Raw genomic sequence first — 21,547 nt, 5'->3', positions numbered from 1 at the left:
ACAGGACCTTTCATGCGCGGCGGACGCGGGCGTGGACAGTGAGTCCGGCGACGAAGACGAACAGGCAGAACCCGAGCGTGGGTAGGTAGCCAGCGGGGTGAAGAGTGACAGCCCACGGCCACGGGCGGCCGAAGTCGCGGTAGCCGAGGAACATGACTGCGAACACCCATCCCACGGGGAGGGCAGAGGCTGCTTGCTCGTGAGCCGTGCGGGCCAGCAGCATGCCCCCGGCGAGGAACATGGTGTTGCGACCCGTCATGATCGCCTCCTGCGAACCTGCGAGGATTCCGATGACCAGGCCCGCCAGGGCAGCTGCCACGACCAGGGTGGTGACCAGGGCTGCATCCAGGGCCCGGATCCTACGCTTCGCTGTCGCCTCGATCTCGCGCGAACCCTGGGCGAGGCTGTAGGCCAGCGTGGAAGTGATGATCAGGGGCGTCATCTGCATGAGAAACACCCGATTTCCCCCAGCGGCCAGCAGGCTTGGCAACCGGACGTACTGATCGTGTGCCACCGCGACGACCACCACGAACGCGGCCAGCGCCGGGGCCAGAACCGCCTGGACGCGGCGGGCTTTGAGCCACAGGGTCACCGTGAGCCACCCTGTACAAAACTGCACGCCTTCGTCTGCTCCTTGTGGAACCAAGCCGTCTGCTTGTGAGGGGAGAGCTTTCGGGCCTCGCTGACTCGCCGCTCGACCTGCGTCAGAACCTGACGGGGGTTCTGGGCAATGCTTGCGTACTCACCTCGCCGCCACGCCAGATAGGGCTTGTCGGCGTCGATGACCCCTGCTGCCCACAGCATCGCAGCGTCGTGGTTCACGACCCAGTCCGCGTGCTTGCCGGGCTCGAGCGACGCAGGGAAGGCGCAGGGAAACTCGACCGCAGTGAGAAGGACGTCGTAGCGGACCACAATCGGGCCAGGGCTGCTCCTCCCTGACTGCTGTGACAGCGGCAGCCACCACACGGTCCGGGTCGAGTGCTTCCTGGTGCGTCCGGTGAGCAGACTGTCCGAGACGGTCTGCGGCACGGTAGCGCTCACCCCGGCCTCACGGAGCTTGGTGAGGGAACGGACGATCTCGCTACGCACCTGCCCGAGCCGGTCTACTGCGCCGCCTGTCTCAGCGATACACACTCTGGGAGCAACGCCGGCACAGCGGGCAGACGCGTGGCCCGCGCTGATCGGCCCATTGCCGTAACCCCACCCGCTGGCGGTGTGCGCGCACACCGCCATCACCACCAGGGCTGCGATCCCGGTCGCGACGCGGGCACCGCGTCGTACCGCACGGACAGCGGGCAGCCACCATACGGCCAGCGCCGCCGCGACGGAGGCGGTGAAGAGGAACGGGACGAGCAGCGTCAGCGCCTCGTACTGCTCACCGAAGTCCAGGGACGTGTCTGGAGCGCCGGAGACGTGACGCAGCCACACCGGTTCCACCTGTCCCGTCTCCGTGATCAGGTAATAGGCGACGACGGCGGACAGTGGGGCGGAGATCAGCCGTGGGCTGATGTGCCCGAGGGTGCAGCCGATCACGGCCCACGCGACTACGAGACCCATACCGAGCAAAAGGGGTGCAAGAGCCTGAGGCGTCGGCAAGAGACGGGTCTCTATCAGGCGCATCACGACCGGTAGCCCGAGGATGAGCCAGCCAGCCGCGATCACGGGGGCAAGGGTGTGGGCGGCAACCCGGTATCGGGTGCGTGCCGGAGCGAGATTCCACACCCCGTCGCGTTTGAGCCGTCCGCCTTCCCAGACAGCGAGACCGCAGGTGATGGCATAGGCGAAGGCGTAGAAATAGAAGAGCGACCGAACAACCTGCTGCGGCGCCCACAGGGGGCCTGTGATGACTTCTTCGTAGGAGTCCTCGAAGTGAAGTGCGTAGAAGAAATAGAAGACGACGATGCCGACCCAGATGGGTGCGGTCCACACCGCCGAGGTGGTGCGCAGACGGGCTCGAAGGTTCAACAGACGACACCGTTCTCGAACAAGGCAGGGCCGGGAAGCACCACACGGGCGCCTCCCGACCTCAACAACGTTGTACGGACAAAGAGGCTCAGTCGGCCTTCGTGGTGTCCACGTGCACCTTCTTCACGTTCAGTACCGCAGGGGTGAACTCGGACCCGTTGAACTTGGGAACCGTGAAGTACCGGTTGTCGCCTTCGTCGTAGTGCACGTCCCACTCACCGCGGGACGTCTTGGTCGCGCCTTTGAAGCAGTTCGTGAACGTCTTCGATCCCATGTCCTTGTCACGGCCGAACGGGATGGCCTGCCACAGTTTCACGTCGGCGGAGATGGTCGGAGGGTTGGAAAAAGAGCAGCCGGTCCACTGGATCTCGGTGTAGTCGTTGTCCGCCCAGTGACGCGACTCCTTGCTGCCCGGGGCCCAGCCCCTGAGTTCACTGCTGAAGCTCCGCGGCTGAATCACACCGTTGCCCGCGGCGGGGGCCTCAAGCTCGAACAGCCCCTCTTCGTTAGGGTTGAACGTGTAGGCGTCGTTGCCGCCCGTTTCGGTGGCGTCGGCGCTGGCGGCTGTGACGGCACCCGTGAGCGCCGCAGCGGCTACGGCCGCGATCAGGCCGGCGCGTATTGCGTTCCTGTGTTTCTTCATATGGCTCCCCTTACCAAAAGGTGTTGGCTTCCTGCTCCACGGTCAAAGCCGGAACTCCCAGCCCGCATGGAGGTGCACAACGCCAGACAGGAATACGGGTAAAGCCGGTACCGCGGGATAGCCATGCATTCTTCCCCGTAGCGACACCGTTCCCCCGGTCGCTGGTTGACATGCGCGACGGCGGAGTGGTCAAGATCCGCCAGACATAGCGATCACAATAGACATAACCCAGCAGAGTGGAACCATGATAGATCTTCCATCTGGCGGGAAATCGCTCACGAGACACCCGGCTCGACATGTATAAGTTCTGCACACATGCCATGGGCTACCTGCACACCATCTGCACTGAAGGGGCAAATCGGGCGCAATGCCCGGGCCTCGACTTGACCAAAAATCACTACGCTTGACTCTCTCGGGGGTCTTGGAGTTTCGCGGTGCGGCAGCATGATCAACGGGAATGCTCGGCCTGTTCCGGTGAGCAAGTCCCGCCTCTGTCCGCGCGGATCGCGGGGGCGAGCAATCCGGGCAGCGCGGCGGCAATGCAAGAGGGCGTTTGAAGTAGGCAGATTGCCCTTGATGCCCTAGTAAGTGCCTCGCCAGGTAGGGGCGGTCTCGTCCGTTATACGCCTGGTGAGGTTGTCGACGGAAGCGATGTGGATCATGGCTTCGGAGCTGGCGGTGAGGGTCTCGTAATCGCGGGCCAGGCGGCGGTGCATCATGATCCAACCGATACTCCGCTCGACCACCCAGCGTCCTTTCACGACGTGGAATCTGCGGGTGTCCGGGTTTCTGTTGACGACTTCGACATCGATTCCGAGGCGGACGCCGTGCTCGACGACGGCGTTCTTGAAGCCGGCGTCAACCCAACTCTTGGTCAAGCTAAAGCTGAGCGTAGACAGGAGTACAGTTTTCGGCTTGGGTCCGCGCTGTGAGCGAAGCGAGCCATCTTTCTGGCGTAGAGAAACTGAAGCCAGCTACGCAAGGCACCCCTAGCGCCGAGTCCACGGGCTCACTCGCGGTCGAACGCCAACGAGCCCCCTTCCCGGTCAGGGAAGGGGGCTCGCGGCTACACAGTCACGCACAAGCCGGTAGAGGCCTCAGACCCACTCCACTTCGGAAACGATGTGCAGCGAAGCCTCAGGGCCCGGCAGCGGCGTCCGGAGGGGTGCTGACGGCGCCGGTGAGCGAGGGACCGACACGCTGGCCGCAGACAGTGCAGCCGTCACCTCGTCCTCGCTAGCCCCCGCCAGCGCCTCAATCACCGATCGAGTGGCCCGCTCACGTCAGTGAGAGTGACCGCTCGATGCCGGGGTCGGGCCCGCGTTCTTCACGGTCAGCGGCAGCAGCTTCTTGCCGGTCGGGCCGATCTGGATCTGGGTGTCCATCTGCGGGCAGACGCCACAGTCGAAGCACGGGGTCCAGCGGCAGTCCTCGACCTCGGTCTCGTCGAGGGAGTCCTGCCAGTCCTCCCAGAGCCAGTCCTTGTCGAGGCCCGAGTCGAGGTGGTCCCAGGGCAGGACCTCCTCGTAGGTGCGCTCGCGGGTGGTGTACCAGTCGACGTCCACGCCGAAGGCGGGGAGGGTCTTGTCGGCGCAGCGCATCCAGCGGGCGTACGAGAAGTGCTCGCGCCAGCCGTCGAAGCGGCCGCCGTCCTCGTAGACGGCGCGGATGACGGAGCCGATGCGGCGGTCGCCACGGGAGAGCAGGCCCTCGACGATGCCCGGCTTGCCGTCGTGGTACCGGAAGCCGATCGAGCGGCCGTACTTCTTGTCACCGCGGATCTTGTCGCGGAGCTTGGTGAGGCGGGCGTCCGTGTCCTCGGCGGAGAGCTGCGGCGCCCACTGGAAGGGGGTGTGCGGCTTGGGGACGAAGCCGCCGATGGAGACCGTGCAGCGGATGTCGTTCTGGCCGGAGACCTTGCGGCCCTCGGCGATCACGTTCATCGCCATGTCGGCGATCTGCATGACGTCCTCGTCCGTCTCCGTCGGCAGGCCGCACATGAAGTACAGCTTCACCTGGCGCCAGCCGTTGCCGTAGGCGGTGGAGACGGTCCGGATGAGGTCCTCTTCCGAGACCATCTTGTTGATGACCTTGCGCATGCGCTCGGAGCCGCCCTCGGGGGCGAAGGTCAGGCCCGAGCGCCGGCCGTTGCGGGTCAGCTCGTTGGCCAGGTCGACGTTGAAGGCGTCCACGCGGGTGGAGGGGAGGGACAGACCGATCTTGTCCTCCTCGTACCGGTCGGCCAGGCCCTTGGCGATGTCGCCGATCTCCGAGTGGTCCGCGGAGGACAGGGAGAGCAGGCCGACCTCCTCGAAGCCGGTCGCCTTCAGGCCCTTCTCCACCATCTCGCCGATGCCCGTGATGGAGCGCTCGCGCACCGGGCGGGTGATCATGCCCGCCTGGCAGAAGCGGCAGCCGCGGGTACAGCCGCGGAAGATCTCCACCGACATGCGCTCGTGGACGGTCTCCGCGAGCGGCACGAGGGGCTGCTTCGGGTACGGCCACTCGTCGAGGTCCATGACCGTGTGCTTGGACACACGCCACGGGACGCCCGACTTGTTCGGGACCACGCGGGCGATCCGGCCGTCGGGGAGGTACTCGACGTCGTAGAAGGCCGGGATGTAGACGTTGCCCGTCTTCGCGAGGCGGAAGAGGACCTCCTCGCGGCCTCCGGGGCGGCCCTCGGCCTTCCAGGCGCGGATGATCTCCGTCATGTCGAGGACGGCCTGCTCGCCGTCACCGATGATCGCGGCGTCGATGAAGTCGGCGATCGGCTCGGGGTTGAAGGCCGCGTGACCGCCGGCCAGCACGATGGGGTCGTCGAGCGTGCGGTCCTTGGACTCCAGCGGGATGCCCGCCAGGTCGAGGGCGGTCAGCATGTTCGTGTAGCCCAGCTCCGTGGAGAAGGACAGGCCGAACACGTCGAAGGCCTTCACCGGGCGGTGGCTGTCCACGGTGAACTGGGGGACCCGGTGCTCGCGCATCAGCTCCTCCAGGTCGGGCCAGACGCTGTAGGTGCGCTCGGCGAGGACGCCCTCGCGCTCGTTCAGCACCTCGTAGAGGATCATGACGCCCTGGTTGGGCAGGCCGACCTCGTAGGCGTCGGGGTACATCAACGCCCAGCGGACGTCACAGGCGTCCCAGGGCTTGACCGTGGAATTGAGCTCTCCGCCGACGTACTGGATCGGCTTCTGCACATGCGGGAGCAGAGCTTCGAGCTGTGGGAAGACCGACACGGCGGTTTCGGCAGGCATCTCGCGAACCTTCGTGAGCTGATGGGGGGTGACCATCTAGCGTAACGCGACCGGAGGGGCCCACCGCACCGCCGGACGGGCACGGGCACCGGGCACCGCCGCCCGCCCCCGCTCCGGCCTGCGGCGACGCCCTCAGACCGCCGTCTGTGCCTCGATCTTCTCCCAGGCCCCCGGCAGCGCCGCCTCGGCCTCGGCGGCGCGCTGTTCCTCACGGCCGTAGAGCACCCCGTAGGTGAAGGAGCTCTCCCCCGCCGCGTGGGCCAGGGCGGCCAGTTCCCGCAGGGCTTCCCTGGTCATCACGCTGTCCTGGTGGTCACCGAGGAGGCTCTGGAGCGACTTCATCGACTTGACCAGGCCGGCGGCCGGTGCGCCCAGGGCCGGGGCCGCGGCCTCGGCGGCGTAGCGGGTGCGCTTCGCCTTCTTGCGGGCCTCGTGCATCGCGTGGTCGCGGTCGGCGCCCGGCGGCCGGTCGAGGGCCTGCTCGACGAGGTCGGAGACCTTTCCGAAGTCCTTGCGGACGGCCTTGGCGATCACCTTGCCGGGGTCGCCGGCTGCCGCCTTGAGCAGCGGCGGGTCGGTCACGAGCGCGTCGAGCGCGGTCAGCAGCGCGAGGTAGCGCTTTCCGTCCAGGACGGCGATCAGGCGGCGCCGGGAGCCTCCGTGGCGGGCGTGCGCCCAGCTCCGCAGCCGGGTGCGGACGGGTCCGGAGAGCAGGGTGCGGGGCAGTTGGGCGAGCGACTCGGTGAGCCGTTCGGTGAGGACTTCCTGGTCGCGGTCGACGCCGAGCTCGCCGGCCAGCCATTTCAGCTCGTCGCCGATCGGGTCGGTGACGGCGCGGTCGAGGATCTTCCCGTACGAGCGGAAGGTGCCGCGCATCCGGCGGGTGGCGACGCGCATGCTGTGGACGGAGTCGGGGAGGTCGCGGCGGACGGCGGGGTCGAGTTCGACGATGGCGTCGTACTGGGCGCGGAGGTAGGCGAGGACGTGGTCGCCCGCGGTCTCCGGGTCCGTCCGCGGGGCGGGTTTCCCGGCCCGTTTGCCGGTCGTGCTCAGCGCCTTGGCCAGTTTGGAGGACGAGGCGGAGCGGCTCAGGCCGGCCTTGCGGAGCTTCTTCTCGACCTTGTCGAGGAAGGCGGGGTCGCCGTCGTCGGCGAGTTCCACCTCGATCTCGGTCCATGCCGCGGTGCCCTCTCCTCCGCCGAGCCGCTCGGCGCGGACGCGGTCGAGGCTGACCTCGGCGAGCAGGGCGCCGGAGTCGTCGACGAGGTGGCGGATGTCGCGGGCGGACCGCAGACGTACGAGGGGGGCGAGTTCGGCGTCGCGGACGCGGGAGCGGACGAGGCCGGCGATGGCGCGGGGCACGGTGTCGGAGAGGGGGGCCTGGATCTCGTCGCGCACGCCCTCGGAGACGGGGAGTTTCAGGTGCCAGCCGGCGTCGTGGCCGCCGGTGCGGCGGCGCAGGGTGAGGGAGGCGGTGGCGAGCCGTTGGTCGGGGGTGTCGTAGTAGGTGGCGTCGAGTTCGGCGACACCTTTGTCGATGACGCGCGCGACGCCGGGGACTCCGCTCAGGTCGGGCATCCCGGTGTCGCCCTCGGCGGCCGGACCTTCGTACTTGCGCTCGATCTCCCGCTTCGTGTCCGCCATGACCCGAATCTAGACGCGTTTACGGGCCGTGGGCAGTACCCGATCGGCCCGGGCTTGGCCGGAGGCCGACTTTTCCCGTTGGGCCGGGTGTCACCTCGTGTTCCGCGAGGCGGCACCCGGCCTTCGGTGTCCCTGGCCGGCTAGGCCGACATCGGGCGCTGCACTCTGATCGACTGAAGGAGTCCGATCGCGACCCAGACCGCGAACATGGACGAGCCTCCGTAGGACACGAACGGGAGGGGCAGACCGGCGACCGGCATGATCCCGAGGGTCATGCCGACGTTCTCGAAGGACTGGAACGCGAACCAGGCGATGATCCCGGCGGCGACGATCGTGCCGTACAGCTCGGTCGTCTCGCGGGCGATGCGGCAGGCGCGCCACAGGACGATGCCGAGGAGCAGCAGGATCAGGCCCGCGCCCACGAAGCCCAGTTCCTCGCCCGCGACGGTGAAGACGAAGTCCGTCTGCTGCTCGGGCACGAACTGACCGGTCGTCTGCGAGCCGTGGCCGAGGCCGGTGCCGAAGAGGCCGCCGGAACCGATGGCGATCCGGGCCTGGTTGGTGTTGTAGCCGACGCCGGCCGGGTCGAGGTCGGGGTTGGCGAAGGCCGCGAAGCGGTTGATCTGGTACTCGTCGAGGACGTGCAGCCGCCAGGCGGCGACCGCGCCGAGGGCGCCGGCGCCGATGAGGCCGAACACCCAGCGGTTGGAGGCGCCGGAGGAGAGCAGCACGCCGAGCACGATGACGACCGCGACCATGATCGTGCCGAGGTCGGGCATGAGCAGCACGATCACCATCGGGACGGCCGCGAGGCCCAGTGCCTGGACCACCGTGCGGTGGTCGGGGTACTGCTTGTCGCCCGCGTCCACCCGTGTGGCCAGCAGCATCGCCATGCCCAGGATGATGGTGATCTTGATGAACTCGGCGGGCTGGAGCGACAGGCCGCCGGCGACGAGCCAGTTGCGCTGGCCGTTGATCGTCTCGCCGAGCGGGGTCAGCACCAGCAGGATCATGAAGACCGAGATCCCGTACAGGATCGGTACGGCCGTGCGCAGGGTGCGGTGGCCGAGCCAGATGGTGCCGATCATCAGGGCGAGGCCGATGCCGGTGTTCATCAGATGGCGGATGAGGAAGTAGTACGGGTCGCCCTGGTTGATCTCGGTGCGGTTGCGGGTCGCCGAGTAGACGAGGGCCGCGCCGATCGCCGAGAGCGCGATCGCCGACAGCATGATCGGCCAGTCGAGCCGTCGGGTGATCGAGTCGCGGGCCAGCAGCCGTGTCCATCCCGCGCGCTCGGGTCCGTACCGGGAGACGGAGAAGTTGTTGGCTCCGGTCATGTCAGGATCCTCAGTGCCTTGGTCGCCGCCCTCGTCATGTCAGGATCCTCTTCCCCCGCCCCTTCGGCGGGCGGGCCGTAGGCCGTCGGGTGACGCGGTTGGCGGTGTTGGGCGAGGCGGTGGTGCCGGCGGGCAGGTCCGGGTCCGTGGTGCTGTCCTTGGGGGCCTGGCTGAGCTGCTGGTCCTTGGCCGGGTCCTTGGAGATGGCGGGGGCCTCGATCGTGCCGTCGGTCTGGATCTTCGGCAGGCTCTTCTGCGGGGTGGGCAGGAGGGCGTTCTTCTTGTCGATGCTGCCGTCGGCGGAGACGCCGTAGAGCGCGTTGTAGATCTTGCGCACGGCCTCACCGGACGCTCCCGAACCCGTACCGGCCTGGGAGATCGTCATGATGATCGAGTAGTCCTTGGAGTACGTGGCGAGCCAGGACGTCGTCTGCTTGCCGTAGACCTCGGCGGTACCGGTCTTGGCGTGCAGCGGGATCTTGTCCTGCGGCCAGCCGCCGAACTTCCAGGCGGCGGTGCCACGGGTGACGACGCCGGCGAAGGCCTCGTTCATGCCCTTGAGCGTCGCCTTGCTGACCGGCAGCCTGCCGTTGACCTTCGGCTTGATCTCCTGGACGGACGTGCCGTCGGCGCTGACGATCGCCTTGCCGATGGTCGGCGCGTACAGGGTGCCGCCGTTGGAGACCGCGGAGTAGATGGCGGCTTCCTGGATCGGCGTGACGAGGGTGTCACCCTGGCCGATCGAGTAGTTGATCGAGTCGCCCTCGCGCATCTTGTTGCCTTCGAGGCAGTTCTCGTACTCGATCCGCTGGACGTAGCTGCCGTTCTTCTTGCCGGTCTTGCACCAGGCGTCCTTGTTCGCCTTCCAGTAGTTCTGCTTCCACTTGCGGTCCGGGACGCGCCCGGTGACCTCGTTGGGGAGGTCGATGCCGGTCTCCTGGCCGAGTCCGAACTGGTGGGCCGTCTTGTAGAAGAAGTCCTTGGGGGTCTTCTTCGGGTTGATGCCGCCGTCCTTCTTCCACTCGTTGTCGGCGAGTCCGTAGAAGACGGTGTCGCAGGAGACCTCCAGCGCCCGGCCGAGCGAGATCGGGCCGAAGCTCTCCCCCTCGAAGTTCTTGAAGACCTGGCTGCCGACGGAGTACGAGCTGGTGCACGGGTAGTGCCCGTTGAAGGCGTATCCGGCCTGGACCGCGGCGGCGGTGGAGACCACCTTGAACGTCGATCCGGGCGCCGACTGACCCTGTATGGCGCGGTTCAGCAGCGGGTAGTTGGACTTCTTGCCGGTGAGCGCCGTGTAGTCCTTGCCGGAGATGCCGCCGACCCAGGCGTTCGGGTCGTACGTCGGCTGGGAGGCCATGGCGACGACGCGGCCGGTCTTGGCCTCCATGACCACGACCGCGCCGGAGTCGGCCTTGTAGTTCTCGCCGGTGATCTTGTCGAACTGGGTCCGGGCGACCTTCATCGCGTAGTTCAGCTCGTACTCGGCGACGCGCTGGACGCGGGCGTCGATGCTGGTGACGAGGTTGGCGCCGGGTTCGGCCTTGTCGGCCTTGGCCTTGCCGATGACCCGGCCGAGGTTGTCGACCTCGTAGCGGGTGACGCCGGCCTTGCCGCGCAGGGCCTTGTCGTACTCGCGCTCCAGGCCGGAGCGGCCGACCTGGTCGGAGCGCAGGTAGGGCGAGTCGGTGTCCTTGGCCTTGGTGATCTCGTCGTCGGTGACGGGCGAGAGGTAGCCGAGCACCTGCGCGGTGTTGGCCTTGCCGGGAGCGGCGTAACGGCGCACGGCCTCCGGTTCGGCGGTGATGCCGGGGAAGTCCTCGGAGCGCTCGCGGATCTGAAGGGCCTGGCGCGCGGTGGCCTTGTCGGTGATGGGGATCGGCTGGTAGGGCGAACCGTTCCAGCACGGCTGCGGCGTCTTGGCGTCGCAGAGGCGGACCTTCTGGATGACGTCCTGGGGCTTGAGGCCGAGCACGCCGGCGAGCTTGGTGAGGACGGACTTGCCGTCGTCCGCCATCTTCATCAGGTCGGTGCGCGAGGCGGAGACCACGAGCCGGGTCTCGTTGTCGGCGATCGGGACGCCCCGGGCGTCGAGGATCGAGCCGCGTACGGCGGGCTGGACGACCTGCTGGACGTGGTTGCCGGAGGCTTCCTTGGCGTACTCGTCGCCGTTGCGGATCTGCAGGAACCACAGGCGTCCGCCGAGGGTGCCGAGCAGGGAGAGGACGAGGATCTGGATGACGACGAGGCGGATCTGGACCCGTGGGGTCCGGCCGGTCTCGGGAATGTTGGTCATGGGCGCGGCCCATCCCCTGGAAGGGTGGTGGTGGGCGACGGGTGGGCGGTGGTCACTGCTGCTGCCTCCCCCTCTCAGTGTGTGTACGAGTCATACGAGTACACGGCGAACCTGTGCGCGGTGGCCCGACGGCCGGTCACGTCACGTGCCGTCCGGGGCGCTTGAGGTCTTCGCCGGGCGGGGCGGGTCGCTGTCACAGCCGCTTGACCCCCTTGATGCGTCCGGCGCGGGCGACCCGTGCCTTGGCCGCCTTCACGCGCAGTCCGCCGCGCTGGCTGCCGATGCGCAGGCCGGTGCCGGAGGACAGCCAGCCCGAGGAGACGTCGGCCGTCTTGGAGGCCGAACCGCCGTCGCCGAGCGGATCGTTCTCGGCCCGCCGGGCCAGCGCCATCAGCACCGGCACGACGAAGGGCGCGAGCAGCAGGTCGTAGAGGGCGGCCGTGACGAGCAGGCTGCTGAACCCGACGTGGCGGGCGGCGGTGTCGCCGACGAGCGCGCCGACGCCCGCGTAGAGCACGGTGGAGCCGATCGCGGCGGCGACGACCACGATCATGGGTCCGGTGGCCGACTTGAGCCTGCCGTTCTCGGGCTTGGCGAGGCCGGCGAGATAGCCGACGACGCAGAGCACGAGGGCGTAGCGTCCGGCGGCGTGGTCGGCGGGCGGGGCGAGGTCGGAGAGCAGACCCGCGCCGAAGCCGATGAGCGCCCCGCCGACATGGCCGTAGACCAGGGCGAGGGCGAGCACGGTCAGCAGCAGCAGGTCGGGGACGGCGCCCGGGAGATGGAGTCGGGCGAGGACGCTCACCTGGATCACCAGGGCGACGACCACCAGGGTGACGGAGAGCAGCATCCGGTTGAAACGCATGGGATTCGGCTCCTCCTGCTACTGCTGCTGGCCGGTGTCGGGGGCGCTCGCCGAGGGGGTGACCGTCACGGTCACGGTCGGCGTGGGCGTCGGTTTGGGTTTCGCCGGCAGCACGGTGTCGCGCGGGTCGCTCTTGGGTGCCGCGACGACGACGCCGACGATGTCGAGCTTGGTGAACGAGACGAACGGCGTCACGTAGATCGTGCGGGTCAGGTCGCCGCCGGACGGGTCGACCCGGGAGACGACACCGACGGGGACTCCGGGCACGAACGGCTTGTCGGACTGCGATCCGAAGGTGACCAGCCGGTCGCCCTTCTTGATCTTCGCCTTGGCGTTGAGGAGTTCGACGCGCAGCGGGCGGTCGCCCTGCCCCGAGGCGAAGCCGAGTTCGTCGGTCGACTCCATGCGGGTGCCGACGGTGAAGTCGGGGTCGTTGGCGAGGAGCACGGTCGCGGTGTCGGGGCCGACGGTGGTGACCCGGCCGACCAGTCCGTCGCCGTTCAGGACGGTCATGTCGCGCTGGATGCCGTCGTTGGCGCCGACGTCGATGGTGACGGTCCAGGAGAAGCCCTGGGCCGCCCCTATGGCGATGACCTCGGCGCCCTTGATGCCGTACTGGCCCTCGCCCGCCACCTTGATCATCTTGTCGAGCTGCTTGAGGCGGCTGCGGTTGCGGTCGTCGCTGCCGAGCTTCGCCTTCAACGCCGCGTTGTCGTGCTCCAGTTGGGCGACGCGGTCATGCCGTTCGCCGGAGTCGCGGACCGCGGAGATCGCGTTGCCGACGGGGTCGACCGCGGACGACACCCCGTTCTCGATCGGGCCGAAGACCGTCGCGGCGGCCTGGCGGGCGCCGTCGACCGGTGAGTCCTGCCCGCCGCGGATGTCCACCGTGATCAGTGCGAACGCGATGGCGATCAGCAGCACCAGGAGCAGCCGGCTCTCTCGTGTGTCCCTCACGTGCGGCGGCCGTGCCTTCCTCGTCGTATTGGGTCAACAGGGGCGCGCCCTGGGCGAAAAGGATGCCCACGGGTGCGATGAGGCTGGAGTGGGGGGGGTGTGACGGCGTGGCTGTTATGGGGGGATTTACGACTCTATGTCGCAGGAGTTTATGCCTCTATACCAACGATCCGCCGTACGAGAGGGGCTGATCTCGTACGGCGGAATCGAAGTGTTACCTCATCTGCGGGGCTGGGCGTCCAGAACCTGCTGGAGCGCCTCGAACTCCTCGACACACTTGCCGGAGCCGAGCGCCACGCTGTCGAGCGGGTCCTCCGCGATGTGGATCGGCATCCCGGTCTCACGGCGCAGCCGCTCGTCCAGGCCGCGCAGCAGGGCTCCGCCACCGGTCAGGACGATGCCGCGGTCCATCACGTCGCCGGAGAGCTCGGGCGGGCACTTGTCGAGCGTCGTCTTCACGGCGTCGACGATCGCGTTGACCGGTTCCTCGATCGCCTTGCGGACCTCCGACGCCGAGATGACGACCGTCTTGGGCAGGCCGGAGACCAGGTCCCGGCCGCGGATCTCGGTGTGCTCCTCGGTGTCGAGGTCGTACGCCGAACCGATCGTGATCTTGATCTGCTCGGCCGTCCGCTCACCGAGAAGGAGGCTGTACTCCTTCTTGATGTACTGGATGATCGCGTTGTCCAGCTCGTCGCCCGCGACGCGGATGGACTGAGCGGTGACGATGCCGCCGAGCGAGATGACCGCGACCTCCGTGGTGCCGCCGCCGATGTCCACCACCATGTTGCCCGTGGCCTCGTGGACCGGCAGGCCGGCGCCGATGGCCGCGGCCATGGGCTCCTCGATGATGTGCACCTGGCGGGCGCCGGCCTGGGACGACGCCTCGATGACGGCACGGCGCTCGACGCCCGTGATGCCGGAGGGCACGCAGACGACGACACGGGGGCGGGCGAGATAGCGGCGCTTGTGGATCTTCAGGATGAAGTAGCGGAGCATGCGCTCGGTGATCTCGAAGTCGGCGATGACGCCGTCCTTCAGGGGGCGCACGGCAACGATGTTGCCCGGCGTCCGCCCGATCATCTTCTTGGCTTCCGCGCCCACCGCGAGGATCCCGCCGGTGTTGGTGTTGATCGCGACGACGGACGGCTCGTTGAGTACGATCCCTCGACCCCTGACGTACACCAGCGTGTTGGCGGTCCCGAGGTCGACAGCCATGTCACGGCCGATGAACGACATTGAGTTCCCCATCAGGATTCGTCTGGCCTTCCCAAACGGAGCTTTGACGGCTTTTTAGGGACGGCGCGAGGTTGGTGCAGCGACGTGAACGCTTCCATCGTAGACGCGCCTGCACGAACACTGCGCGAGGGTCTTGGCCATTGTCGGCAGATGGCGGAGCGACTCGCTTGTGGAGACGGGCCATCGGGGTCACGCGTTCCCCCGATCAGCGCGCATATGCCACGGGACGGCCGGATTTTTCACGGCCGTCCCAGGTCAGACTGTCGCGGTCGTACTGACGCAGTCTCAGAAAATTCTTTGAAAATGTCGTGCCCCACGCGCTCCGGAGATCGCCCGGACGGCCTCGCCCGAGGCCGTCCGTGACCTCGGCGAGGCCGTCCGTACGCGAGACCGTGACCGTCCGTGCCCGCGGACGCCCCGCGGAGCCGTCGTCCGTACGCTCAGGCGCGGCCGGGGAAGAAGATCTTGACCTCGCGCTCCGCGGACTCCTCGGAGTCGGAGGCGTGGATCAGGTTCTCGCGGACGATCACGCCGTAGTCACCGCGGATGGAACCGGGGGCCGCGGCGATCGGGTCGGTCGGGCCGGCCAGGGCGCGCACACCCTCGATGACCCGCTCGCCCTCGACGATCAGGGCCACGACCGGGCCGGAGGCCATGAACTCCACCAGCGGCTCGTAGAAGGGCTTGCCCTTGTGCTCGCCGTAGTGCTGCTCCAGCGTGTCCTGGTCCAGGGTCCGCAGCTCCAGCGCGGTGATCTGCCAGCCGGCCTTGCGCTCGATACGGCTGATGATCTCGCCGGTCAGGCCGCGACGGACGGCGTCGGGCTTGAGGAGGACGAGGGTGCGCTGGCTCACGGGAAAGCTCCTTCGGGTCACACTTGTGCGGATGACCGAGGCTACAGGGCGTGTCCTGGTGGCTGTCACACAGCGTCAGGTGCTACGGGCCCGCACCTCCGTCCGCCGGTGCGCGCGCTCACGCGCCCCGCGGCCGGTACCACGCGCCCCTCACGGGGCGGCGCGGGCGCCGTACGCCGTCTGAACGGGCGGGCGCCCGCGAGCAGGTGCCGCGGAGGCGGGGCCGGCTCGGAACCGGCACCCGCCCGCGCCCGGCTACGCCGGGTTGCCGCCCGGCTCGCCCTGGGCCGGGCCCTGCGCCTGCGCGGCGAACCTGGCCTTGGCCTCGTCGATCTTCCGGCCGTAGTGGACCGAGGCCCACCACAGGGCCGCGAAGGCCACGCCGAGGACGAACATCGAGGGCACGACGAACCCACCGGCGATCAGCAGGATCTGGAGCGCCCAGCCGAGCTGGACACCGCCGGGCCGCGTGATCATGCCGCACAGCAGCACGCTCAGCGCCATCAGGACACCGCAGACCGTCCAGACCGTGGCCGTGGACAGGTCAGGTTCCTTCATGGCGACCAGACCGGCGAAGCCGATGACGAAGAACTCGCCGATCAGCGTGGAAGCACAGAGCGTACGCACGAGAGTCAGCCCCTCCCCAGGAGCAGTCGGACCTCGCCGACCGTGATGACGGATCCGGTGACCAGGACGCCCCCGCCCGCGAACTCGCCCTCTTCCTCGGCGAGCGTGATCGCGGCCTCCAGGGCGTCGTCGAGCCGCGGTTCGACCTGCACCCGGTCCTCGCCGAAGACCTCGACGGCGATCCCGGCGAGCTCGTCCGCGTCCATCGCGCGATGGCTGGAGTTCTGGGTGACGACGACCTCGGCGAAGATCGGCTCGAAGGCTTCGAGCAGCCCCCGCACGTTCTTGTCGCCGCTCGCGCCGACGACGCCGATGAGCCGGCTGAAGTCGAAGACCTCGCTCACCGCCTCGGCGGTGGCGCGGGCACCCGCGGGGTTGTGCGCGGCGTCGAGGACCACGGTGGGCGAGCGGCGCACGATCTCCAGGCGGCCCGGCGAGGTGACCGTGGCGAACGCCTTGCGCACGGTGTCGATGTCGAGCCGCTGGGCGTGCGCCGAGCCGACGCCGAAGAACGCCTCGACCGCGGCGAGCGCCACGGCCGCGTTGTGCGCCTGGTAGGCGCCGTGCAGCGGCAGGAAGACCTCTTCGTACTCGCCGCCGAGACCGCGCAGCGTGAGCAGCTGCCCGCCGACCGCGATCTGGCGCGCCACGACACCGAATTCGAGTCCCTCGCGGGCCACCGTCGCGTCGACCTCGACGGCCTTCTTCAGCAGCACCTGGGCCGCGTCGACCGGCTGCTGCGCCAGGATGACGGTGGCGTCCTGCTTGACGATGCCCGCCTTCTCGGTGGCGATCGCGCCGGGGGTCTCACCGAGCCGGTCGGTGTGGTCGAGGTCGATGGGGGTCACGACGGCGACATCCCCGTCGATCACGTTGGTGGCGTCCCAGCTGCCGCCCATGCCGACCTCGACGACGGCGACGTCCACGGGCGCGTCGGCGAAGGCTGCGTACGCCATACCGGTGAGCACCTCGAAGAACGACAGCCGGTACTCCTGCTGCCCGTCGACCATCTCGACGTAGGGCTTGATGTCGTTGTACGTCTCGACGAACCGCTCGGCGGCGATCGGCGCCCCGTCCAGGCTGATCCGCTCGGTGATCGACTGCACGTGGGGGCTGGTGTAGCGGCCGGTACGCAGGTCGAAGGCGCCGAGCAGCGCCTCGATCATGCGGGCGGTGGAGGTCTTGCCGTTGGTGCCCGTGATGTGGATCGAGGGGTACGCGCGCTGCGGCTCGCCGAGGACGTCCATCAGCGCGGCGATCCGGTCGACGGAGGGCTCCAGCTTGGTCTCGCCCCAGCGGGTGGCGAGTTCGGCCTCCACCTCACGCAGTGCCTTGTCGACCTCGGGGTCGGAAGGACGCCCGGGTACGTCTGCCTGCGGGCCGCCACCGCCCTGGGTGCGCAGGGTGCGGCTGCCGGCCTCGATCAACGCGAGGTCCGGGTCGCGGTCGGTCTCGGCCTCGACGATCTCCTCGAAGAGACCGAGCGGATCACGCTCCGAGTCGTCGGACGCGCTGCTGTCGTGCGGGGGGAGGTCGCTCACGGGGCCAGTCTACGGAGGCGGCGGGGTGTGGGGACGTGTGGGGGTTTCGCCCCCTGCGCCCCCACCCGGCCCGAACCCGGGGCGGCCGCCCCCCAGACCCCTGCTCCGGCCTGAACGGCCTCGTCCTCGGCCGCCGGACGGGCCAAGACTTTCCGGCACCGGACGAGAGAGATTCAGCCTCTCCGGCGCTTGAGGAGCGGGGGTCCGGGGGCAGCGCCCCCGTCACGGGACGGGAAGGGGCGGAGGGGGCGGAGCGGGCTGAGCGGGCTGAGGGGGCGGACAAGAGTCCGGCCGGGTACGGCGGAAGGCCCCCCGGGACCGAACGGTCCGGGGGGCCTTCACTTGGTCAGGGCGGGCCGCTACGCCTCGGGCAGGCGCTCCAGTTGCTCCTGGATGCGGGCGATGTCCTCGTCCGCCTTGGCGAGCCGTCCGCGGATCTTCTCCACGACGTTGTCCGGGGCCTTGGCGAGGAACGCCTCGTTGCCGAGCTTGGCGTTCGCCTGGGCCTTCTCCTTCTCGGCGGCGGCGAGGTCCTTGGCCAGACGCTTGCGCTCCGCGGCGACGTCGATCGTGCCCGACAGGTCGAGCGCGACCGTGGCGCCCGCCACCGGCAGGGTCGCCGTGGCCGAGAAGCTCTCGCCCTCCGGCTGGAGCCGCAGGAGCTGGCGGATGGCCGCCTCGTGCGGGGCCAGCGCGGTCCCGTCGAGGGTCAGCCGGGCCGGGACCCGCTGGCCCGGCTGGAGGCCCTGGTCGGCACGGAAGCGGCGGACCTCCGTGATGACCTGCTGGAGCTTCTCGATCTCCTGCTCGGCGGCGGTGTCGCGGAAGCCGCCCGCCGCGTCGGCGCCCGGAACGGACACGGCCTTCGGCCACTCCGCGATGACGACCGACTCGCCGCCCGTGAGGGTGGTCCAGAGGGTCTCCGTCACGAACGGGACGATCGGGTGCAGGAGGCGCAGCGTCACGTCCAGGACCTCGCCGAGGACCCGGCCGGAGACCTTCGCGGGTTCGCCGCCCGCCATGAACGTCGTCTTGGACAGCTCGACGTACCAGTCGAAGACCTCGTCCCACGCGAAGTGGAACAGCGCGTCCGACAGCTTGGCGAACTGGAAGTCGTCGTACAGGGCGTCGACTTCGGCGACCGTGGCGTTCAGCCGGGACAGGATCCAGCGGTCGGTGGCCGACAGCTCCTCGGCGGACGGGAGCGGGCCCTCGACCGTCGCGCCGTTCATCAGCGCGAAGCGGGTGGCGTTCCAGATCTTGTTGGCGAAGTTGCGCGAGCCCTGGACCCAGTCCTCGCCGATCGGCACGTCGACACCGGGGTTGGCGCCGCGCGCGAGCGTGAACCGCAGGGCGTCACTGCCGTACTTGTCCATCCAGTCCAGCGGGTTGACCGCGTTCCCGAAGGACTTGGACATCTTCTTGCCGAACTGGTCGCGGACCATGCCGTGCAGGGCGATGGTGTGGAACGGCGGGGTGCCGTCCATCGCGTACAGGCCGAACATCATCATCCGGGCGACCCAGAAGAAGAGGATGTCGTAGCCGGTGACCAGGACGGAGTTCGGGTAGAACTTCGCGAGGCTCTCGGTCTGTTCGGGCCAGCCGAGCGTGGAGAACGGCCACAGACCGGAGGAGAACCAGGTGTCGAGTACATCGGTGTCCTGGTGCCAGCCCTCGCCCGTCGGGGCCTCGTCGTCGGGGCCGACGCAGACGATCTCGCCGTTCGGCCCGTACCAGACGGGGATCCGGTGGCCCCACCACAACTGCCGCGAGATGCACCAGTCGTGCAGGTTGTCGACCCAGTCGAAGTACCGCTTCTCCATCTCCTGCGGGTGGATCTTGACGCGGCCGTCGCGGACGGCGTCGCCCGCGGCCTTGGCGAGCGGGCCGACCTTGACCCACCACTGCATGGACAGCCGCGGCTCGATCGTGGTCTTGCAGCGCGAGCAGTGGCCGACGGAGTGGCTGTAGGGCCGCTTCTCGGCGACGATCCGGCCGTCGGCGCGCAGGGCGGCGACGATGGCGGACCGGGCTTCGAGACGGTCCAGGCCCTGGAAGGGGCCGGGGACCGTGATGATCGCGTGCTCGTCCATGACGGCGATGTTGGGCAGGTTGTGGCGCTGCCCGATCTCGAAGTCGTTCGGGTCATGGGCGGGCGTCACCTTGACGGCGCCGGTGCCGAACTCCGGGTCGACGTGCTCGTCCGCGACGACCGGGATGGAACGGTCGGTCAGCGGCAGCTTGATGAGCTTGCCGACCAGGTGCTTGTACCGCTCGTCGCCCGGGTGGACGGCGACGGCGGTGTCACCGAGCATCGTCTCGGCACGGGTGGTGGCGACGACGATGGAGTCGTCCCCCTCCCCGTACTTCATGGAGACGAGCTCGCCCTCGTCGTCCAGGTACTCGACCTCGATGTCGGAGATGGCCGTCAGACAGCGCGGGCACCAGTTGATGATGCGCTCGGCGCGGTAGATCAGCTCGTCGTCGTAGAGCTTCTTGAAGATCGTCTGGACGGACTGGGACAGGCCCTCGTCCATCGTGAAGCGCTCACGCGACCAGGCGACACCGTCGCCGAGGCGGCGCATCTGCCCGGAGATCTGCCCGCCGGACTCGGCCTTCCACTGCCAGACGCGCTCGACGAACGCCTCCCGGCCGAGGTCGTGCCGCGACTTGCCCTCCTTGGCCAGCTCACGCTCGACGACGTTCTGCGTGGCGATGCCGGCGTGGTCCATGCCGGGCTGCCACAGCGTCTCGAAGCCCTGCATGCGCTTGCGGCGGGTGAGGGCGTCGATGAGGGTGTGCTCGAAGGCGTGTCCGAGGTGCAGGCTGCCCGTGACGTTCGGCGGCGGGATGACCACCGTGAACGGAGGCTTGTCGCTCTTCGCGTCCGCCTCGAAGTAGCCGCGCTCTACCCAGCGCTCGTACAGCGGCCGCTCTACATCGGCCGGCGCGTACTGGGTCGGCAGTTCGGTGTTGGGCTCTGATGGCTGCTGCTGAGCGTTCTCGGTCACGGGATCAGTTTAGGGGCGTCACGCCCGTGTCCCGAAACGGGATTACTTCGTAACGGTGCACCCCCTGCGCACTTGGGGGCTTGACCTGTGCGTCAGGATGTCAGGAACACATAAGGCATCTGGAGGGGAACCCAGAAATGAGCTACAACCAGCCGGGCCCGTACGGCGGGCAGCCCCAGCAGCCCGGACCCTACGGTCAGCCGGGCGGCCAGCCGGGCCCTTACGGCCAGCAGCCGCCGGCTCCCCAGCCCGGCTACGGCTACCCCCAGCAGGCTCCCCCGGCGCAGCCCGGCTACGGCTACCCGCCGCAGGCTCCCGGTGTCCCGCCGCAGACTCCCCCGTACGGGCAGCAGCCCCCCTACGGCACGGTCCCGATGCCTCCCGAGCCGTCCGGCGGCAAGAAGAAGACGGCACTGATCATCGGCGGCGTGGCCGTGGTGGCGGCCATCGCGGTGGGCGCGTACCTCATGTTCGGCGGCAGCAGCAGCGGCGCCGACGTGGCCGACGACGGCCCGCACAAGCTGACGACGCCCGCGTCGATCCTCGGTGGCGAGTACAAGAAGTCCACCGACAGCAGCGACAGCGGTGGCGGCATGACCAAGGACGACCTGAAGGACGCCGAGGGCTGGGGTGTGAAGAGCCCCAAGGACGTCAACGCGGCCTACCAGTCCGGCGACAAGAGCAACCCGCTGGCGATGAAGCAGATCTCGTTCGGCGGTGTCTGGGGAACCATCGACAACCCGGAGAAGGCTGTCGACAACATGTTCGCCGACATGAAGAAGAACCAGGAGAAGGAAGGCACCAAGGACGGCGAGCTCATCGGCAGCCCGAAGGCGTACACGCCGAGCGCGCTCGACGGTGCCGTCCTCAAGTGCCAGGAGATCAAGGTCAAGAACGACTCGTCGAGCACCGGTGCCGCCGGGCCGAAGGAGTTCACGATGCCGGTCTGCATCTGGGGCGACCACAGCACGCTGGGGTTCGTGATGCCGATCGACTTCGCGAGCATGATGGCCGGCAAGGGCAGCACGCCCGAGGCCGCGGCCGAGATCGCCGCGAAGCTCCGCAACGACGTGCGGCAGAAGGTCTGACGTCGCCCGCGTTCGGGCTCGACTCGTGGGGCGCGGCCATCCATCGGGCCGGGCCCCACGCGGGCGTCGTACCTCTCCGGGTGACATACCCGGACGGACGAGAAGAGGGGGGGGGCGGGCGGGGGGGGGGGGGGGGCCCCCGCGGGGGGGGGGGCGCCCGGGGGGGGGGGGGGGGGCCGCCCCCCCCCCGGGGGGGGGGGGGGGGGGGGGCGCGCGCCCCCCCCCCCCG

15 protein-coding genes and 1 pseudogene are annotated in these 21,547 nt (G+C 68.9%); 1 reads left to right on the top strand and 15 read right to left on the bottom strand.

Annotated features, from left to right (window positions below):
• Positions 1-10: 10 nt before the first annotated feature.
• From ACF07B_RS02030 to ACF07B_RS01960, 15 genes and pseudogenes are all read right to left on the bottom strand, one after another.
• Positions 11-592, bottom strand: coding sequence for a hypothetical protein (locus ACF07B_RS02030; RefSeq protein ID WP_392177421.1), 582 nt, complete (start codon positions 590-592; stop codon positions 11-13).
• Positions 589-1,965, bottom strand: coding sequence for a hypothetical protein (locus tag ACF07B_RS02025; protein ID WP_392177420.1), 1,377 nt, complete (start codon positions 1,963-1,965; stop codon positions 589-591). The genes ACF07B_RS02030 and ACF07B_RS02025 overlap by 4 nt, the downstream gene beginning before the upstream one ends.
• An 88-nt stretch (positions 1,966-2,053) precedes the next feature.
• Positions 2,054-2,608, bottom strand: a complete 555-nt coding sequence (locus tag ACF07B_RS02020) for a hypothetical protein (RefSeq protein ID WP_392177419.1) — start codon at positions 2,606-2,608, stop codon at positions 2,054-2,056.
• 581 nt (positions 2,609-3,189) lie between these two features.
• Positions 3,190-3,489: pseudogene (locus ACF07B_RS02015) on the bottom strand (transposase); the annotation flags it as partial.
• A 402-nt stretch (positions 3,490-3,891) separates the two neighbouring features.
• Positions 3,892-5,862 carry a TIGR03960 family B12-binding radical SAM protein gene (locus ACF07B_RS02010; protein WP_392177418.1) on the bottom strand — a complete coding sequence of 657 codons (1,971 nt, stop codon included), beginning with the start codon at positions 5,860-5,862 and terminating at the stop codon, positions 3,892-3,894.
• Between the two features lie 132 nt (positions 5,863-5,994).
• The gene (locus ACF07B_RS02005) at positions 5,995-7,506 is read right to left on the bottom strand and encodes a CHAD domain-containing protein (RefSeq protein ID WP_392177417.1); all 1,512 of its coding nucleotides are present in this window, start codon (positions 7,504-7,506) and stop codon (positions 5,995-5,997) included.
• Between the two features lie 140 nt (positions 7,507-7,646).
• Positions 7,647-8,843, bottom strand: coding sequence for a rod shape-determining protein RodA (rodA, locus tag ACF07B_RS02000; RefSeq protein ID WP_362390349.1), 1,197 nt, complete (start codon positions 8,841-8,843; stop codon positions 7,647-7,649).
• 34 nt (positions 8,844-8,877) lie between these two features.
• Positions 8,878-11,136, bottom strand: a complete 2,259-nt coding sequence (gene mrdA, locus ACF07B_RS01995; RefSeq protein WP_392177416.1) for a penicillin-binding protein 2 — start codon at positions 11,134-11,136, stop codon at positions 8,878-8,880.
• 193 nt (positions 11,137-11,329) lie between these two features.
• Positions 11,330-12,001 carry a rod shape-determining protein MreD gene (mreD, locus tag ACF07B_RS01990; protein WP_369480975.1) on the bottom strand — a complete coding sequence of 224 codons (672 nt, stop codon included), beginning with the start codon at positions 11,999-12,001 and terminating at the stop codon, positions 11,330-11,332.
• A gap of 18 nt (positions 12,002-12,019) precedes the next feature.
• Complete coding sequence (mreC, locus tag ACF07B_RS01985; RefSeq protein ID WP_369480974.1) at positions 12,020-12,958, bottom strand: rod shape-determining protein MreC; 939 nt, start codon at positions 12,956-12,958, stop codon at positions 12,020-12,022.
• Positions 12,959-13,177: 219 nt separating this feature from the next.
• Positions 13,178-14,197 carry a rod shape-determining protein gene (locus tag ACF07B_RS01980; RefSeq protein WP_355851969.1) on the bottom strand — a complete coding sequence of 340 codons (1,020 nt, stop codon included), beginning with the start codon at positions 14,195-14,197 and terminating at the stop codon, positions 13,178-13,180.
• Between the two features lie 440 nt (positions 14,198-14,637).
• Positions 14,638-15,051, bottom strand: a complete 414-nt coding sequence (gene ndk, locus ACF07B_RS01975; protein WP_057615965.1) for a nucleoside-diphosphate kinase — start codon at positions 15,049-15,051, stop codon at positions 14,638-14,640.
• A 255-nt stretch (positions 15,052-15,306) separates the two neighbouring features.
• The gene (locus ACF07B_RS01970) at positions 15,307-15,678 is read right to left on the bottom strand and encodes a DUF4233 domain-containing protein (RefSeq protein WP_392177415.1); all 372 of its coding nucleotides are present in this window, start codon (positions 15,676-15,678) and stop codon (positions 15,307-15,309) included.
• A gap of 5 nt (positions 15,679-15,683) precedes the next feature.
• Entirely contained in the window at positions 15,684-17,219 is a 1,536-nt protein-coding gene (locus ACF07B_RS01965; RefSeq protein WP_392177414.1) for a bifunctional folylpolyglutamate synthase/dihydrofolate synthase, read from the bottom strand.
• Between the two features lie 359 nt (positions 17,220-17,578).
• Positions 17,579-20,230, bottom strand: a complete 2,652-nt coding sequence (locus ACF07B_RS01960) for a valine--tRNA ligase (RefSeq protein ID WP_392177413.1) — start codon at positions 20,228-20,230, stop codon at positions 17,579-17,581.
• A gap of 137 nt (positions 20,231-20,367) precedes the next feature.
• Here ACF07B_RS01960 and ACF07B_RS01955 point away from each other — a divergent pair, with 137 nt between their 5' ends.
• A complete protein-coding gene (locus ACF07B_RS01955) occupies positions 20,368-21,318 on the top strand; it encodes a hypothetical protein (RefSeq protein WP_369480970.1) in 951 nt (316 codons plus the stop codon).
• The last annotated feature ends 229 nt before the right edge of the window (positions 21,319-21,547 follow it).

The sequence above is a fragment of the Streptomyces sp. NPDC015532 genome, from assembly GCF_043078065.1.
Lineage (GTDB): Bacteria > Actinomycetota > Actinomycetes > Streptomycetales > Streptomycetaceae > Streptomyces.
Note: the sequence above shows the minus strand (reverse complement) of the source record. Positions and strands in the feature narration are given on the sequence as shown.